Annotated in this window: 13 protein-coding genes and 1 pseudogene; 8 read left to right on the forward strand and 6 right to left on the reverse strand. The window is 71.0% G+C overall.

The window, feature by feature from the left end; all coding sequences use genetic code 11:
* Positions 1 to 36: 36 nt before the first annotated feature.
* Positions 37 to 308, forward strand: a pseudogene (locus KUM44_RS19365) (hypothetical protein); the annotation flags it as partial.
* Between the two features lie 4 nt (positions 309 to 312).
* Here the strand turns inward: KUM44_RS19365 and KUM44_RS19370 are convergent.
* The 3 genes from KUM44_RS19370 to KUM44_RS19380 are packed head-to-tail and all read right to left on the reverse strand — an operon-like array spanning position 313 to position 3,685.
* Positions 313 to 807 (reverse strand): hypothetical protein, encoded by a 495-nt coding sequence (locus KUM44_RS19370; RefSeq protein WP_217209323.1) that lies wholly within the window; start codon positions 805 to 807, stop codon positions 313 to 315.
* On the reverse strand, positions 804 to 3,293 hold the full coding sequence (locus KUM44_RS19375) for a DUF4132 domain-containing protein (protein ID WP_254389733.1): 2,490 nt from the start codon (positions 3,291 to 3,293) through the stop codon (positions 804 to 806). The genes KUM44_RS19370 and KUM44_RS19375 overlap by 4 nt, the downstream gene beginning before the upstream one ends.
* A complete protein-coding gene (locus tag KUM44_RS19380; RefSeq protein ID WP_217209325.1) occupies positions 3,293 to 3,685 on the reverse strand; it encodes a hypothetical protein in 393 nt (130 codons plus the stop codon). Before KUM44_RS19380 ends, KUM44_RS19375 begins: the two co-directional genes overlap by 1 nt.
* Before the next feature lie 68 nt (positions 3,686 to 3,753).
* Here KUM44_RS19380 and KUM44_RS19385 point away from each other — a divergent pair, with 68 nt between their 5' ends.
* From KUM44_RS19385 to KUM44_RS19405, 5 genes are all read left to right on the forward strand, one after another.
* Positions 3,754 to 4,164, forward strand: coding sequence for a VOC family protein (locus tag KUM44_RS19385; protein WP_217209327.1), 411 nt, complete (start codon positions 3,754 to 3,756; stop codon positions 4,162 to 4,164).
* A 118-nt stretch (positions 4,165 to 4,282) separates the two neighbouring features.
* On the forward strand, positions 4,283 to 4,690 hold the full coding sequence (locus KUM44_RS19390) for a hypothetical protein (RefSeq protein WP_217209328.1): 408 nt from the start codon (positions 4,283 to 4,285) through the stop codon (positions 4,688 to 4,690).
* A 121-nt stretch (positions 4,691 to 4,811) separates the two neighbouring features.
* Positions 4,812 to 5,348: a DCC1-like thiol-disulfide oxidoreductase family protein gene (locus tag KUM44_RS19395; protein WP_217209380.1), complete on the forward strand. Its 537-nt coding sequence runs from the start codon at positions 4,812 to 4,814 to the stop codon at positions 5,346 to 5,348.
* Between the two features lie 216 nt (positions 5,349 to 5,564).
* Complete coding sequence (locus tag KUM44_RS19400) at positions 5,565 to 6,626, forward strand: peptidase (RefSeq protein ID WP_308402666.1); 1,062 nt, start codon at positions 5,565 to 5,567, stop codon at positions 6,624 to 6,626.
* 37 nt (positions 6,627 to 6,663) lie between these two features.
* On the forward strand, positions 6,664 to 7,455 hold the full coding sequence (locus KUM44_RS19405; protein WP_217209329.1) for a TetR/AcrR family transcriptional regulator: 792 nt from the start codon (positions 6,664 to 6,666) through the stop codon (positions 7,453 to 7,455).
* 71 nt (positions 7,456 to 7,526) lie between these two features.
* Here KUM44_RS19405 and KUM44_RS19410 read toward each other — a convergent pair whose 3' ends face one another.
* A complete protein-coding gene (locus tag KUM44_RS19410) occupies positions 7,527 to 9,947 on the reverse strand; it encodes an MMPL family transporter (protein ID WP_217209383.1) in 2,421 nt (806 codons plus the stop codon).
* Positions 9,948 to 10,111: 164 nt separating this feature from the next.
* Here KUM44_RS19410 and KUM44_RS19415 point away from each other — a divergent pair, with 164 nt between their 5' ends.
* Together KUM44_RS19415 and KUM44_RS19420 are read left to right on the forward strand one after the other, a co-directional pair.
* Positions 10,112 to 10,801 (forward strand): response regulator transcription factor, encoded by a 690-nt coding sequence (locus KUM44_RS19415; RefSeq protein WP_217209330.1) that lies wholly within the window; start codon positions 10,112 to 10,114, stop codon positions 10,799 to 10,801.
* Positions 10,798 to 12,336, forward strand: a complete 1,539-nt coding sequence (locus KUM44_RS19420; protein ID WP_217209331.1) for a HAMP domain-containing sensor histidine kinase — start codon at positions 10,798 to 10,800, stop codon at positions 12,334 to 12,336. Before KUM44_RS19415 ends, KUM44_RS19420 begins: the two co-directional genes overlap by 4 nt.
* Here KUM44_RS19420 and KUM44_RS19425 read toward each other — a convergent pair whose 3' ends face one another.
* Together KUM44_RS19425 and KUM44_RS19430 are read right to left on the reverse strand one after the other, a co-directional pair.
* The gene (locus KUM44_RS19425; RefSeq protein WP_217209332.1) at positions 12,337 to 13,893 is read right to left on the reverse strand and encodes an ABC transporter substrate-binding protein; all 1,557 of its coding nucleotides are present in this window, start codon (positions 13,891 to 13,893) and stop codon (positions 12,337 to 12,339) included. It abuts the gene before it with no gap.
* A gap of 234 nt (positions 13,894 to 14,127) precedes the next feature.
* Positions 14,128 to 15,531 (reverse strand): metallophosphoesterase, encoded by a 1,404-nt coding sequence (locus KUM44_RS19430; RefSeq protein ID WP_217209333.1) that lies wholly within the window; start codon positions 15,529 to 15,531, stop codon positions 14,128 to 14,130.
* Positions 15,532 to 15,581: the final 50 nt, after the last annotated feature.

The following is a 15,581-nucleotide window of genomic DNA, read 5'->3' on the forward strand; positions in this document are numbered from 1 at the left end:
GCACCGGGGGCGGGGCCTCTCGCCTTTCTCAACGCGGCCGCGGCCGCCCGCTGGAGTTGCGTGGAGTTCCACCTGGACGCCACCGACAACCGCGTCACGGTCTACTTCGACGGCGTCGAGCAGCCCGACCTGACCGTCTCCACGCACCAGCACGGCGGCACGTCGGACCCCTTCGCCTTGCCCGGCCTTCGACAGAGCTGAAGCTGGGCCGGCAGCTGTACCAGGCCGACCCGGCGCCGTCGTCGTACGACATCCGGATGGACGACATCGCGGTGAGCACGCGACGGGTCGGCGGCTGCGGGAGCTGACGGTTCAGCGGCGACCCGGCGTGTACTCGAACAAGGCGGGCAGCCCCTCGTGGTGCGTCGACGTCTCCATCGTCATGACGACCCGCCGGCCGCACGCGTCGCCCACCCGCCGCATGAAGTCCTCCACGACCTCGACCTCCGGCGGGCCCACGACATCCACGGGATCGAAGGTGAACTCGATCTCCGACCAGTCGAAGAAGTAGCTGGTGAACCAGATGCCGTCGATGCGCACGGAGAGGCTCGCCGAGTCGCCGCTCCGCTCCAGCGCCGCGAACAGCGCCGCGGCGCCGGAGTGGAGCAGCGCGTCCCCGAGGGGATGCGTGGTCGAGAACTCGACCTCCCACTGCGGCTCCGCCGCCTCCGGCTCCCTCAGCGCGGAGATCACCCGGTCCCAGTCCCCGGCCTCGGCGGAGAGGACACATACGTCGCGGAGCGCGCCGTCCGCCTCGAAGATCTCCTCGTCGGCCAGCGGGACGCCCCGCTTGACGGGCCCGTTCACAGCTGGCTCAGGATCGTCGGGTCCGTGATCCTCGTGTCGTCGGCCAGCATCATCGCCTTGCTGAGGATCACCGCCAGCATCCGGTCGCCCTCGTAGGGCAGGTAACCCGCCTGCGGGGCGGCCGGGTTGGACTTGGGGACGATGCACAGGTACTGGTCGTTCGGGGTCATCAGGATGTTGCCCGAGCCGAGGTGGATCTTGTACGTGTGCCGCTCGCCCTTCACCTGTAGGAAACGGCCCTCGATCGTGCAGCGGTCGGCGATCGTCAGCCGCGGTATCAGGCATTCGAGCAGGCCCCGGCGGGTCTGAGCGCTCGCGCCCAGTTCGCCGAAGCCGTACGACGTCCAGTACTCCCGGAAGCGTCCGTCGGGGCCCCCGTCCTGCCACGTCGGGTCGTTGCCGACGCTCGCCACGCCGACGAACAGGTCCACGTCGCGCAGGACTTCCGACAGGACCAGGGGCGGGACGTCCGTCAGCGGCACCGGTTCGACCGGGTCGGCGCCGTCGCGCAGCCACATGCGGTACTCACCGCCGCAGCAGTGCGCCGAGTTGTGCGGTGCGTCGACCGGGTAGAAGCGGACCTGGTCGGTGCGCAGGCGCAGAAAGCTGCCGGAGTCGGTGACCTCGTCGTAGTCCTCGCCGCCGTCGCCCGCGATCCAGTACTCGGCGCGCAGACCCCACTGGGGCAGCTCCCGTACGGCGGGCGGCGCCTCGTCGTCGACGGCCAGGCGCAGCTTGTTGTGCCAGCCCCGGATCGCGGCCAGGGAGTGGAACTGGTGCTGACGCAGGACATGCGCCGCGAAGCGGTTCGAGTACGTCCCCGTCGCCCGCTCGGCGTCCGTCAGCAGGTACACCTCGCGGTGGGCCTGCTTGAAGGGCTGGGTCACTCCGTGCCGCTCCAGCCAGTCGCGCCAGGCGACGATCTCGGCGGGTTCCCGGCCGACCGAGTGCCAGAGCTCGACTCGGGTTCCTTCTCTCACCGGTGCGTCGGCCAGCGTCCGCAGCTCACCGTCCGCGTACCCGGCCGTCGTGCCGTCGACCGTCCAGAGCAGACGGCGGGCCAGGGTGCCGACCAGGGGGTGGTCGAGGTAGCGCTCGCGCCAGGCGGCATACGGCCAGTCGCGGCGGGCCAGGAACTGGCGGTCCAGACGCTCGCTCTGGGCCGGGAGCATCTTGTCGATGTCCTTGACCGCCGCCTTCAGCTCCTTCAGCTCGTCGGCGTGGTCGCGCCGTACGGCGGAGGGGACGCTCTTCACCATCCTGCCGCTCGCGTTGCGCCAGCTCAGCACGGCCTTGGTGCCCCGCACCTCGATCAGCGCGCTGACCTCGCCGAGCCGGTGCTCCGCCCGGCCCACCTCCGTCAGGCCGTAGGCCGGTACGGCCAGTTCCTCGATCTCCTCGCGGCTGAGGCCCATCTCCTGCGCGCGGGCGTCCAGCGCGGTGTCGAGGAGCTTGAGCGTGCCCTTGAAGGTCACGCGGGTGGTGAGACGGGCCAGTTCGGCGAGGGCCGCCTCGCTGTCGATGCGGGCCAGGGCGTTGACCGCGGCGTTGGCGACCTTGGGGTTCACCGGTCCGAGGCCCGGGACCTTGCGCAGGGAGGTCTCGGCGAGTGCGCCCAGGGTGCGGGCGGTCTCGGGGTGCGCGGGCAGGAGGGAGAGCAACCAGGCCAGGCCGCGCAGCGCGTAGGCGTTGTACGGGTCGAAGGTGGCGTTGGGGTCGGGCCCGTAGCGCGGGGCGAGCAGCGGGCGGGTGCGTGGCCGTCCCACCAGCCGGAGCCAGGAGAGCAACCGCTCCCGCACCTCGTCGGCATCGAGTGACCCGATCAGGGCGCGACCGGTCCTGTCCCATTTCGCGGAGGGACGGGCGGCGGTCGCGGTGGCCGCGTGGGCGAGGAGCCGCCGCCAGTCGCCGCCGAGCTCGGCCACCTCGGCGAGAGCCCTGTCGGACCATGCCTCGCCCGGGTTCACCGCAGGCTCGTCGAGCTGGGCGACCAGTGCCGCCAGTGTCTTCCTGCCGTTCCACAGCGTCAGGTACGAGCGGCGGACGACGGCGACGAACTCGCCGGGCAGCTCACGCCCGTCGGCCTGCTCCAGTTCGGTGAGCCGGATCAGCTGACCGGGGTCGTAGTGCACGTCCTGCTCCGCGGCCAGGCCGATCAGCGCGGCCCTGGTGTCGGGCGGCTGCCCTTCGACGGCGGACCCCATCGTCCTCAGGCAGGTCAGCACGCTCACGATGTGGCGACGCGGGCGGGTGCCCGGCTCCAGTTCGTGATAGCGGGCGGCCAGCCGGTGCACGAGCTCCTTCTGGAACCCGTCGGTCGCGGCGAGGATCGCGTGGAAGACGTTCTGGCGGTCGCCGCTCCAGTGTCCGTCGGTCATCTCGGCGAGCCTGAGCAGTTCCGGGACGAGCCGTCCGATGTCCTCGGCGGCGACGAGGTCGACGACCTCCCGGACCAGCTCGGCTCGTTCGGACTTCGAAGAGGTCATCAGCCACCCACCAGCGCGACGAGCTTCAGGAACGTGATCTCGGTGCCGAGCGCGAGCTCGACCTCGTCGTCGAGGTCGGTGGCCTGGCGGTCCCCCACGAGCACGAGGAAGCCGTTGCCCGCGAAGGCCCTCAGCGCGAGCTCGGTCTGTGTCTCGGGGTCCAGCCGGCGGGCCGTGCGCATCGCGTACCCGTTCAGCACGCGCTCGGCGTCCTGCGGCTGCACGAGCCCCTGGAAGACCTCCGGCGTACGCGCGTTGTACTCGGCGACCTCCTCGAAGACCCGACGCCGGATCAGCTCGCGCACGGTGAGCCGCTCCTCGGCGATCTCCAGCCCCCAGCCGTCACTTCGGCGCCCGCTTGTCGTCTCGTCGACGAACGTCACGATTCCCATGACGACGACAGTACGAGCCGCCACTGACAATCACCGGATCCGGCCGATCATCGCCTTACTCTGACGGCATGTCAGATGACGAGTCGTACGAACTGCTCGGGTTCGACCATGTGCTGCTGCCGGTCGGCGACCTGGGTGAGGCCGTCCGTTTCTACGAGCGCGCCGGGTTCGCGGTCGGGTTCCGGCTCGACGAGGCCGGGATCGCGCTGCTGAAGGTCGGGGGCGAGACACCCGGGATCCTGCTGCGCGCCGAGGACGCGATGGGGCACCGGCCGCCGCCCTGGCCCTCCCCTCGCGTATGGCTGGAGGTGCCGGACGCGAGGGCGGCGGCGCGGACGTTGCGCGACGCGGGCGTCGAGCCGCTCGACGAGCCCTTCTCCGGCGCCACCGGCTGGACCGTCGAGATCGCCGACCCCTGGGGGAACGTCACCGGGTTCACGGACTACTCCAAACGGCCGGAGCTCGGGCGCCGGCCGTGACGCCGCCCCGGCCGGGGGGGGCGTGACGGAGACCTCACCCCCTTGAGTTGAACATGTTCAAAGACTGGGCCTACAGTCTCCCTGTCAGCGTTTTGAACGCGTTCAAGGAGGGGGCGTCATGGACCGCACGGTCATCGCCTACGTCATCTACCTGGTCGTCAGCATCGCCCTGACCGTCTGGGTGGCCCGCACGCTCAGCCGTAACGGACGGATCTTCCTCGCCGACGTGCTGCGCGGGAACGAGAAGCTCGCCGACGCCGTGAACCATCTGCTCGTGGTGGGCTTCTACCTCGTCAACCTCGGCTTCGTCGCGCTGTATCTGGGCGACGACGACACCGTCCTCGACACGCGCGGAATCTTCGAGGCCCTGTCGACCAAGCTCGGCGTGGTGCTGCTCGTGCTCGGCGTGATGCATCTGGGCAACGTCTATGTGCTCAACAAGATCCGGCGGCGCGGCGTGATGGAGCGCGAACAGGTGCCACCGGTCGCACCGCAGGGCTGGGTCGCTCCCTCGGCCGGGGTGTGAGCGGGTGTCCGGCACGACAGCGGGCAGGGCGGCCGACGTGACGGTCGGGGCGGGAGCCTGCGGGGTGAGCGGCACGGGAGCCGACGGGGCGGTCGGCACGGGAGCCGACGGGGCGGTCGGCGTGGCAGCCGACAAGGGGGCCCGTGCCGTGGTCCGGCGGCTCACCGTCCTTTACGACGCCCGGTGCTCCCTGTGCGCCTTCCTGCGCGACTGGCTCGTACGGCAGCCGCAGTTGGTGCCGCTGGAGCTGGTCCCGGCCGGGTCCGACGAGGCCCGGCGACGCCACCCCGACCTCGACCACGCGTCCACGTTCGACGAGATCACCGTCGTCGGCGACGCGGGGCAGGTCTACCGGGGCGGCGCCGCCTGGATCGTCACGCTGTGGGCGCTGCGCGAGCACCGGGGACTCGCGCATCGCCTCAGCACCCCGGCCGGAGTGCGGCTCGCCAAGGGGGCGGCGCTCGCCGCCGCCAAGTGGCGCGGGGCGCAGTCGAGCGGGGCATGGCCGGGCGGGGCGCAGTGGAGTGCGGCGCAGTCGAGCCGCGCACAGTGGGGCGGTCGGGCCTATCGGCGCGGGGACGGGTGGTCGTACGACCCGAGTCGGGGCTGGACGTACAACGCGCCGGGCTGCGAGAGCGGTTCCTGCGCCACACAGTGAGGCCGCGTCAATCGGCCGTCCGGGCGGAGCCGGGGCGGCCGATTCGCCCTGAACAGCCCGCTTTGGAACCGCGTTTTGGCATGCGCCCTTCCAAAACGGTGCTCGGGTTGGCACGCTGCCTCCCGGTTCTCCACTCCGCACTCGCATCGGCTGTCTGTCGTCAGCCGGGCGGCGCACGCATGGTCGCCCGGTCCCCCCATCGCAGAAGGAGTACGCGTGAGAGGCATACCCGGCGTCATCCGCATACCCCGCCCTCTCCTCGGCACCCTGATCGGCGTCACCGCGCTGCTCACCGCGGGCGCCCTCGCCACACCCGCGGGCGCCGCGCCGAGGTCCGACACCTCGACCGGCGTCACCTCGACCGGCGTCAGCTCGGTCTCGGCCGACGCACAGCGGCAGGCCCGCGCGTTCTGGACACCGGAACGGATGCGCGCGGCGACCCCGCTCGACCTGGTGTCCGTCGACGGCCACGTCGACGGCGGTTCGGCACCCCTCAAGGGCATCGCGACCAAGGTCGCGCCCAGCGCCCCGGCGGCCGGAGCCGTCGGAGACGTCGGGGCGGCAGGAAAGGCCGTCTCCGACGTCAGCCTGCTGGCCTTCCCGAACAGCGGCGGTCAGTGGACCGGCGGCGGTGCGGTCGTCTCCACGGCCGGCCGCGTGTTCTTCACCTACCAGGGGCGCACGGCGTCCTGTTCCGGCAACGCCGTCACCAGCTCCAACAAGAGCACCGTCATCACGGCGGGCCACTGCGTGAAACTGGAGGGCGCCTGGCACACCGACTGGGTCTTCGTGCCCGGCTACCACGACGGACAGGCCCCCTACGGCCGCTGGACCGCGTCGAAGACCCTGTCCACCCCGCAGTGGACGGCGAGCGAGGACATTAACTACGACGTCGGCGCCGCGGTCGTCGCCCCGCTGGACGGCAAACTGCTGACGGACGTCGTGGGCGGGCAGGGGCTGGCCTTCAACACCGGCTACAACCTGCGCATGTACTCGTTCGGCTTCCCGGCCGCCGCCCCGTACGACGGCGAGAAGTTCATCTACTGCTCCGGCACCACCAACCGGGACTTCCTGCTGTCCGACGACCACGGCATGAACTGCAACATGACCGGCGGCTCCAGCGGCGGCCCCTGGTTCACACAGTTCGACGAGGCCTCCGGCAAGGGCCTGCTGTCCTCGGTGAACAGCTTCAAGTACAACTTCCTGCCGAACCGGATGTACGGCCCGTACTTCGGCGCCGACGCCCAGAACCTGTACCAGACGGCACAGACCTCCTGACCGTCGGCCGAATCAGCACTCGTTAGGCTCTCGTTCCGTGCCCTCGAAGAACGACAGCCCTGAGCAGGGCGACGCGCCCAGCAAGTCCGAGCAGACCCGCGCGCTGATCCTGGAGACCGCCATGCGGCTCTTCCAGGAGCGCGGCTACGACAAGACGACGATGCGGGCCATCGCCCAGGAGGCCGGGGTCTCCGTAGGAAACGCGTACTACTACTTCGAGGGCAAGGAACACCTGATCCAGGGCTTCTACGACCGGATCGCCGCCGAGCACCAGGCGGCGATCCGGGAGGTCCTGGCCCGCGAGACCGACCTGGAGGCGCGTCTCGCGGGCGTGCTGAAGGTGTGGCTGGACATCGCGACTCCGTACCACGAGTTCGCCGTGCAGTTCTTCAAGAACGCCGCCGACCCCGACAGCCCGCTCAGCCCCTTCTCGGCCGAGTCCGAGCACGCGCGCGTGGAGGCCATCAACGTCCATCGGCAGGTGCTGGCGGGCGCGACGAAGACGAAGGTGCCCGAGGAACTCCGGGATGTGCTGCCGGAGTTGATGTGGCTCTCCCAGATGGGGCTCGTCCTGTACTGGATCTTCGACCGTACCGAGGGCCGCGAGCGCAGCTATCGGCTGGCCGAGCGGGGCGCCCGACTGACGGCGCGGGGTGTCGCGCTGGCGCGGTTCCGGGTGCTGCGGCCGCTGGTGCGCGAGGTGCACGAGCTGTTCACGGACTTCCTGCCCGGGATGACGAACGCGTTGCCGGATCCGGCGAAGGAGAAGGCGAGCAAGAAGGCGAGCGGCAGGTCAGGCGGGAAGACGGGCGCTCGGGGGGACGGGTAACGGGACGAGTAAGGGGACGGCTAAGGGGCGCCCGCCGAGAGCGGGTGCCCCTGAAACGCCTCCAGTGACCGTCAGTTGACAGCGTCCACCTCACCGTCGGCCAGCTCGACGTCGTACACGAGCGGCCCGACCGCCACGACCACCTGCACCGCCCTGGACCCGTACGACTCGGCGGTGGCCGCCAGCAGATACGTCCCCGGCGCAGGCACCGAGACGATGTACGAGCCGTCGGCCAGGGACGACACCCGGTCCAGCCGGCGACCGCCCTTCGTCAGCAATGTCACCGCCGCGCCGTCGACCGGAACGCCGTCGGCGCTGCGGATGAACCCGTGGACGACCGACGCGCGGCCCGTCACGACCGGCTCCTCCTCGGCCCCCGTCACCTCCTCCTTGGGCTCGACCGCGAGATGCGGCAGCCGCTTCTCCAGCCAGTCCGGCAGCCACCAGTTCGACCTGCCGAGCAGGTGCATCGCGGCCGGCACCAGCGCCGTACGCAGGATGAACGCGTCCAGGGCGACGGCCGCCGCGAGGCCGATGCCCGCCATCGCGCCCTCCATGTCGCCGCTCAGCACGAACGCGCTGAACACACAGATCATGATCAGGGCCGCGGAGTTGATGACGCGGCTGGTCTCCGCGAGGCCGACGCGCACCGCGCGCGCGTTGTCCTTCGTGTGGACCCACTCCTCGTGCATCCGGCTCACCAGGAACACCTGGTAGTCCATGGAGAGGCCGAACAGCAGGGACAACATGATGACCGGCAGGAACGACGTGATCGGCCCCTCCTTGCCGATCCCGAGCAGTTCGGCCCCCCAGCCCCACTGGAAGACCGCCACCAGGACGCCGAAGGACGCGGCCGCCGCGACGAGGTTCATCAGGGCCGCCGTCAGCGGCACCACCAGCGAGCGGAAGGCCACCAGCAGAAGCAGGAAACCGAGCGCGATGATCGTCGCCACGAAGTACGGCAGCCGGTCGCCGGTCACCGAGGCGAAGTCCTTGAAGACCGCCGTCACCCCGCCGACATGGGCCTCGGCACCCGACTGCGGGATCACGTCGTCGCGCAGCCGGTCGATCAGCCGGTCCGTCTCCTCGGACTGGGGTGAGGTCGTCGGTACGACCTGGATGACCGTCACGCCGTTGGCGGGCGGGACGGCGGCCACCTGGGCTACGCCCTCGGTGGCGCGGATGCCGTCCACCAGACCCGCGGGGGCGTCGCCGTCGACGACGACCTGGAGCGGGCCGTTGACGCCGGGCCCGAAGCCCTCGGCGAGCAGGTCGTAGGCCTGCCGGGTGGTGGCCGACTCCTGGTGGTTGCCCTGGTCGGTGGCGCCGAGACGCAGCGACAGCACGGGGATGGCGAGGGCCGCCATGACGACGAGGGCGAGCGCCGCGATCGGACGCGGGCGCCGTTGGACGTACGTCGACCAGCGCGCGGCGAGTCCGCTCGCCTCCGCCGGTTCCGGTCCCGCCGCCGCGAGCCGCCGCCGCTGCCGACGGCTGAGCACCCGCACACCGAGCAGGCCGAGGAGGGCGGGCAGCAGGGTGATCGCGGCGAGCACGCTCAGGACGACCGTGAGCGAGGTCGCGACGACGACGCCGTCCAGGAAGCGCATGTTCATCACCAGCATCCCGGCGAGCGCGATACAGACCGTGCCGCCCGCGAACAGCACAGCGCGGCCCGAGGTGTTGAGGGCGGTCACGGCCGCCTCCTCGGGCTGCATCCCACGCAGGATGCCGCGCCGGTGCCGGGTCACGATGAACAGGGCGTAGTCGATGCCGACGCCCAGGCCGATCAACGAGCCGAGCAGCGGGGCCACTTCGGGAACGTCCGTGACATGGCTCATCAGCATCGTGGCGATCATGCCGGTGCCGACGCCCGCGACCGCCACGACGATCGGCAGCAGCATCGCGAAGAGCGACCCGAAGGCCAGGAACAGCACGACCGCCGCCGCCAGGATGCCGACCGCCTCCGCCGTGCCCTGCGGCGGCTCCTGGGTGCGGGCGACGGCCTGACCGCCCAGCTCGACCTGGAGTCCGTCGCGTTCGGCGGCCTGCGCCGTGCCGACGACGTCCTCGATCAGCTCCATGGGGACGGCGTTCGCCTGCTCGGTGAACGTGATCTGGGAGTACGCGACCCGCCCGTCCTCGCTGATCTGCGCGGCCCCTTGTGCCGCGTACGGGTCGGTGACCTCGCCGACCCCCTGTATCCGCCCGATCTCCTCCAGCACGGGCTCGATCCGGGACCGTACGGAGTCGTCCCGTACCGATGCCCCGTCTTTGCCGTTCACCTTCCACACCACCGTGTCGGTGTCGCCCGCGCGCTCCGGGAAGGCCTTCTCCATCAGGTCGTACGCGGTCGCGGAGTCCGTGTCCGGGAGGGAGAAGACGTTCGCGTAGTTCGTGCCGGCGGCGGTACTCGCCGCGCCCAGGCCGAACAGTGCCCCCAACCACAGCAACAGGACCACCAGCCGGTGCCGATAGCACCACCGTGCCAATGCCGCCACGCTCAACGCTCCTTATTCGGTTCGGTCGGTCCCCCAGGTCCTGGGCAACAGGATTGGCGGCGGCACGCGTGCGTGGCAGGCGACGGCCATGACTCTCAAGGAACTCCAAAGGGCGAACCCGCCCGACTGTCAGTGGCCCCGCCGATACTGGGGGCATGACGACGGGTTCTGGCACCGTGCTGGTCGTGGAGGACGAGGAGAGCATCGCCGACGTCCTCGCCATCGCCCTGCGCTACCACCGGTTCGAGGTCATGATCGCGGGCACGGTCCGCGAGGCGCTCGCCCTCGCCGAGCGCACCCGGCCGGACGTGGCGCTGCTCGACGTCATGCTCCCGGACGGGGACGGCCGGGCGCTGGGGCGTGAACTGCGCGAGCGGCGGCCCGGCCTGGCGCTCGTCTTCCTCACCGCACGCGACTCGCCCGCCGAGATCGTCGGCGCCCTCGGCTTCGGCGACGACTACATCACCAAGCCGTTCAACATCGACGAGGTCGTCGCCCGCATCACCGCGGTACTGCGCCGCACCCTCCCCGCCGACGTCCTGCCGCAGCGGCCGCCCCTGCGGTACGGCGACCTGGAGCTGGACGAGTCGACGTACTCGGTGCGCCGCGCCGGCCGCACCGTCGAACTCACCCCCACCGAGTACGCGCTGCTGCGCTTCCTGGTGCGCAACGGCGGCCGGATCGTGCCCAAGGAGCAACTCCTGCGCCACGTCTGGCAGTACGAGCACACGCCGCCCGAGTCGACCGTCGTGGAGACCTACATCAGCTATCTGCGGCGCAAGCTGGACGCCCTGGGACCGCCGGTGATCACCACGCGGCGGGGCGTCGGATACGGGCTGGCATGAGGATCCCTCGGGTCTTCGGCCACTTCCGTCGCCGGCGCGGCATCCACTCGCTGCGCGGCAAGCTGACACTGACGAACGTGGCGCTGCTGGCCGTCGGCATCGTCGTCGCCACCGCGGTCAGTCTGATGACGGCGCGGTTCTTTCTGCTCGACAAGGTCGACAGCGAGCTGAAGAGCGCGCGCACCACGCTGGGGAAGGCCGGGTTCGCCCTGCGGCAGATCGAGTCACTGAGCGAACTGGGCATCGCCCTGGACAGGTTCAACGACGGCGGAAGCACGGACACCGACCCGCTGCCGAGCCCGACCATGGTGTACGTCGCGGTCGACTCCGCCGGGAGGCCGGTGGCCCTGGGCCCGCTGAAGCCGACGCCCCGCCAGCACGCGCTCGCCGCTGCCGCGCGGGACCCGGTCGCCCTCGCCGCAGACGAGGAGCCGCGGGACGTACGGGTCGAGGGGGACCGCCACCGGATGGTCGGCGCACGGCTGCCGGACGGCACGATCGTGCTGATCGCCATGCCGACCGAGGGTCTGCACGAGGGGATGGGCAAGGCGCTGCGGATGGACCTGGCCGTCGGGACGCTGCTGCTGGCGCTGCTCGGCTGGCTGACGATGTTCAGCGTGCGCCGGAGGATGCGGCCGCTGGAGGACATGGTGGAGACCTCGTCGGCCATCGCCGAGGGCGATCTTGCCCGGCGCGTCCCCTCCAGCCGCGACCCGACCCTGGAGGTCGAACAGCTGCGGGTGGCCCTCAACTCCATGCTCCACCAGGTGGAGTCGGCGTACCGCACGCGCGAGCGCAGCACGGCCCAGCTGCGCCGCTTCGTCGGCGACGCCTCGCACGAGCTGCGCACACCGCTGTCCGCGATACGCGGGTATCTCCAGCTGTACGACAAGGGGATGCTGACGGAACCGGCCGAGCGCAAGCGTGCCTGGGACCGGATGAACGGCGAGGTCGACCGCATGGGCCGCCTCGTCGACGAACTGCTCACCCTCGCCCGGCTCGACCAGCGGCCCGAGCTGCGGTTCCGCAACGTCGACCTGAGCCGTCTGGTGCGCGAGGCGGCCGAGGATCTGCGGGTCCAGCAGCCGGAGCGGCCGATCACGGTCGGCGCCGACGGCGCGCTGCTCGTGCACGCCGACGAGTCGGGGCTGCGCCAGGTGCTGGGCAATCTGCTGAGCAACGTCCGCACGCACACGCCCGCCGACGTGCCGGTGCGGCTGGGGGTGGAGCGGGCGAACGGCTTCGTCCGGCTGTGTGTCGCGGACGAGGGGCCGGGGCTGTGCGAGGAGGACGCGGCAAGAGTCTTCGACCGCTTCTTCCGCGCAGGCGGGGGCGCGGGCAGCGGTCTGGGGATGGCGATCGTGCAGGGCGTGGTGGAGGCACACGGCGGTGAGGTGACGGTGGACTCGGCACCGGGTGACGGCCTGCGGGTGACGGTGACGCTGCCCGCCCAAGGGGCGCGGGGAACTGCGCGCGTACCCACACCCCACCCGCAGCCGCGATCCAACCGGAACCCACCGCCCCGGAGCGAATAGTCAGATCCAGGTAAGCCGCCAAAGCCGAAAGACGCCCGTACCGTCGGACAGATACTGCCCCCCACCCACCTCCTCGCTGGCGACCACGTACTCCTTGGCCTGCCACAGCGGGATCAGCGGAACGTCGCGGGCGACGGCCTCCTGGAGCAGACGGAAGTCCTTCGTGGCCTCGCTGCGGTCGGCGTACTGCTGACTGGCCGTGATCAGCCGGTCCACGGTCTTGTCGCTGTACCCGGTGTTCATGGTGCCGTCCGTGCCGACGAGCGGGCCGCCGTAGGTGTCCGGGTCGGGGAAGTCGGCGACCCAGCCGACGGCGTACGCGTCGAGCTCGCCGCTCGCCCAGCGCTTCTGGAAGTCGGTCCACTCGTATCCCTTGACGGTCACCTTGAACAGGCCGGTCGCCTCCAGTTGCCGCTTGATCTCCGCGGCCTCCTCGGCCCCGGCGCCGCGGCCGGCGCCATAGCCGTAGGTGAAGCTGACGGGCAGGCTCACGCCGGCCTCGCTCAGCAGGACGCGCGCCTTGGCGGCGCTCAGCCTGGGGTAGGTGTCGAAGAACGACGTGGTGTGGCCGGTGATGCCCGTCGGGATCAGCGAGAACAGCGGATCGACGGTCCCCTTGTACACCGTGGCCGCCAGCCGCTCACGGTCGATCAGCCAGGCCATGGCCTGCCGGACCCGCACGTCGTGCAGCGGTGAGCCCTTGCGGGTGTTGAAGTAGAGGCTGCGGATCTCGGAGCTGTCGGCCTCGGAGACGCGCTGGCCCGGGTCGGCGGCGTTCAGTCCGGCGAGGACCTGGGGCGGCAGCGTGCGGGTGGCGACGTCGATCCGCTTCGCCTTCCAGGCGCTGTCGAGGGCGTCCGCGTCGGCGTAGTAGCGCAGTTCGACGGGGCGGCCGGTTTGCTTGAGGGCGCCCTTGTAGTGCGTGTTGGGGGTGAGGACGGCCTCCTTCTCCTTGGTGTACGCGGTCAGGGTGTACGGGCCGGTGCCGTCGACAGCGTTGTCGGTGCGCAGCGCGTCGGCCGGATACTTCTCCCGGTCCACGATGGCGCCCGCCCCGGTGGCCACCTTGAGCGGGAACGTGGCGTCGGGCGACGACAGCCGGAAGGTGACCGTACGGCCGCTCGCGCTCACCGAGGCGAGGGTGCTCAGCAGGGAGGACGGGCCGACATCCGACTTGATCCGCTTGACGCGGTCGAAGGAGTACTTGACGTCCTGCGCGGTCATGGCACGCCCGCTCGGGAAGGTGAGGCCCTCGCGCAGTTCACAGCGGTACGTCTTCAGATCGGTGCCGGCGAAGCCGCAGCTCTGGGCCGCGTCCGGCTCGGGTGCGACGCCACCCGGCTCGAAGGTCAGCAGTGACTGGTAGACGTTGTTGAACAGCGCCCAGGAGCCTGCGTCGTAGGCGCCGGCCGGATCGAGCGACGTGACGGCGTCCGTCGTGCCGACCGTGATGGTCCTGTTCTCGTCCCGCTGCGACGGCACCAACTGCCAGCCGCCTACCCCCACGGCCGCCAGCACGAGCAGCGTCGCGAGAATCCGCATGCGAACCGAACGCATGGGTGTGCCCTCTCCCCGGCCCTTCACGGGCCCCCACATGAGCAGTGAATAGGTGAATTTCCGCCACTCCCCTAAGTGGCGGGCACACCTAATCACACGTCTTTCACCAGGGGGAAGGGCTTTCTGGCGACATGGGAAAGAACTTACCTACGGGCGTTTCCAGCAGGTTTCACAGGCTGTTCCCAGCCATGGGACGGTCCAGGCCTCTCAGACCGGCCTGACCGGCCTGACCGGTCAAGCCTGACGGGACGCCAGCTCGATCACCGTGATGTCCGACGGGGCACCCACGCGCGTGGGTGGGCCCCAGGCGCCGGCGCCCCGGCTGACGTACAGCTGGGTGTCGCCGTAGCGGTCCAGTCCGGCCAGGGTGGGGTTGGCCATGCCCGCGACGAGGTTGCCCGGCCAGAGCTGGCCGCCGTGGGTGTGGCCGGAGAGCTGGAGGTCGACGCCGTGGTCGACGGCGTCGTGGATCTGCACCGGCTGGTGGGCGAGGAGCACACACGCGCGCGCCTTGTCCCGGTCACCGAGGGCCTTGGCGAAGTCGGGGCCCTGGCCCTCGCTCTCGCCCGCGATGTCGTTGACGCCGGCCAGGTCGAAGTGGGGCAGGTCGGTCCGGGCGTTCTCCAGCGGGCGCAGGCCCAGGCGGCGTACCTCGTCGACCCACTGCTCGGCGCCGGAGAAGTACTCGTGGTTGCCGGTGACGAAGAACGCGCCGTGTCTCGCCCGGAGCTGGGCGAGCGGGGCCGCCGCCGGGCCGAGGTCCTTCACGCTGCCGTCCACCAGGTCGCCGACGACCGCGATGAGGTCGGGCTGGGTGCCGTTGATGGTGTCGACGACCTTCTGCGCGAACCCGCGGCCCAGGACCGGGCCCAGGTGGATGTCGCTGACGACCGCGATCCGGTAACCGTGCGCCGCGCGCGGGAGCTTGGCCAGCGGGACGGTGACCCGCTTGACCTTGGGGCCTCTGACGACGCCGTAGGTGCCGTAGCCGACGGTGCCCACGGCGGCCGCGGCGGCGGCACCGGCGACGACCCGGGAGACGAAGAGGCGGCGGGTGGGGGTGGCGAGGGGACGGGACGCGTCGGAGGGGGCGGGCTCCGGGGTGGTGCCGGTCGAGGTCGCCGGGGACGAGTCGGTCCCGGGTGCCGGGAGCGGGTCGGCGGTGAGGGCCGAGACCGAGCCGGCGGACGCCGACACCGAGCCGGTCGTGGACGCCGAGATCGAGCCGGTCTTGGGTGCCGAGGCCAAAACGGTCGCGGTCGCCGCCGTCACTTCCGCCGGCTCCGGCCGCTCCTGTGCCTCTCCCCGGGCACGCGCCCGCCGCTCGACCCATCGTCTGAGCAGCGGCCGTACGACCTCACCCGCCAGCACGCCCACCATCAGGTACATCGACAGGGCCAGCCACAGGAAGCCCGGCCAGGCCAGGACCTGCTGGAGCCAGAAGGGTGCGCCCGAGCGCTCGGCGACGAGGGCACCGACCGTCAGGGCCCAGCCGCCTGCGATCACCACCACGCCCGCGCGGCGCACGAACCCGGGGCCACGGGTCGTGTCGCGGAACAGGCGGCGCCACATCCACCAGTTGCCCGCCACCAGGACGGACACCACGAGCAGTGCGACAAGCGCGAAGACGATGACCACGCCGACGTTCCCTTTCCCTTGCGTGCCGAGTGAACGTCCCGGGTCCTGGC

It is taken from the genome of Streptomyces sp. AC550_RSS872, assembly GCF_019049285.1.
GTDB lineage: Bacteria > Actinomycetota > Actinomycetes > Streptomycetales > Streptomycetaceae > Streptomyces.

Bases quoted from the DNA above. Each gene is read 5' to 3' on its own strand.
- KUM44_RS19375 (WP_254389733.1), bottom strand. From the start codon at position 3,293: ATGACCTCTTCGAAGTCCGAACGAGCCGAGCTGGTCCGGGAGGTCGTC.
- KUM44_RS19380 (WP_217209325.1), bottom strand. From the start codon at position 3,685: ATGGGAATCGTGACGTTCGTCGACGAGACGACAAGCGGGCGCCGAAGT.
- KUM44_RS19385 (WP_217209327.1), top strand. From the start codon at position 3,754: ATGTCAGATGACGAGTCGTACGAACTGCTCGGGTTCGACCATGTGCTG.
- KUM44_RS19390 (WP_217209328.1), top strand. From the start codon at position 4,283: ATGGACCGCACGGTCATCGCCTACGTCATCTACCTGGTCGTCAGCATC.
- KUM44_RS19415 (WP_217209330.1), top strand. From the start codon at position 10,112: ATGACGACGGGTTCTGGCACCGTGCTGGTCGTGGAGGACGAGGAGAGC.
- KUM44_RS19420 (WP_217209331.1), top strand. From the start codon at position 10,798: ATGAGGATCCCTCGGGTCTTCGGCCACTTCCGTCGCCGGCGCGGCATC.
- KUM44_RS19425 (WP_217209332.1), bottom strand. From the start codon at position 13,893: ATGCGTTCGGTTCGCATGCGGATTCTCGCGACGCTGCTCGTGCTGGCG.